We start from the raw sequence: 937 nt of genomic DNA on the forward strand, positions 1-937 counted from the left end.
TTCGCGGGAAGCATCGGGGCGGCAGGCCAGGGCAACTACGCGGCGGCCAACGCCTTCCTCGACACGCTCGCCGAGCGGCGCCGGGCGGCCGGGCTGCCCGCCACCTCGATCGCCTGGGGGCCGTGGGCCGACGGCGGCATGGCCGACGAGACCCGCTCCGCCTCGCGGATGCGCCGGGGCGGCGTCCTGCCCATGAACGCCGAGGCGGCCACGGCCGTCCTCGCTCGCGCGGCGGCGTCCGACACGCCCGCCGTCGTCGTCGCCGACCTCGACTGGGCGGACTTCGCTCCCGCTCTCACCCTGACCCGCCCGAACCCGCTGATCGCCTCGCTGCCCGAGGCACGCGCGGCTCTGGAAGCCGCCGCCACGGGGGCCGGGCGCACCGCGATCGACGACCGCGCAGGGCTGCTCGGCCGGCTGACCGGGCTCACCCGCGCCGAACAGGACCGCGTCCTGCTGGAGACGGTGCAGTCCTGCGCCGCCGCCGTGCTCGGCTACGCGGGGGCGGTCGCCGTCCCGGCCGAGCGTGCCTTCCGCGACCTGGGCGTCGACTCCCTCACCGCGGTCGAACTCCGCAACGGCCTCTCCGCCCTCACGGGTGTCACCGGCCTGGCCGCGACGGTCGTGTTCGACCACCCGACCCCGATGGCACTCGCGCGGCATCTGCGGGAGCGGTTGCTGGGTGATGCGGCCGAGGCGGAGCCGGTCGGGCCGGTTTCGGGGGGTGCGGTCGTCGGTGACGATCCGGTGGTGATCGTCGGGATGGCGTGCCGGTTCCCGGGTGGGGTGCGGGATCCGGAGGGGTTGTGGCAGTTGCTGTCCGAGGGCGGTGACGCGGTCGGCCCGTTCCCCGCCGACCGAGGCTGGGATCTGGCCACCCTGTACGACCCGGAGGGTGAGCGTCCCGGAACCACGCTGGTCGATGTGGGTGCCTTCC

At 75.7% G+C, this 937-nt stretch carries 1 protein-coding gene; it reads left to right on the forward strand.

Going from position 1 to position 937, the window contains the following annotated elements:
* The coding region (locus AQJ64_RS44650; RefSeq protein WP_159060370.1) for a beta-ketoacyl reductase at positions 1-937 on the forward strand (937 nt) is incomplete at both ends.

Origin of the sequence: Streptomyces griseoruber, from assembly GCF_001514205.1 — a bacterium.
Classification (GTDB): Bacteria; Actinomycetota; Actinomycetes; order Streptomycetales; family Streptomycetaceae; genus Streptomyces; species Streptomyces griseoruber.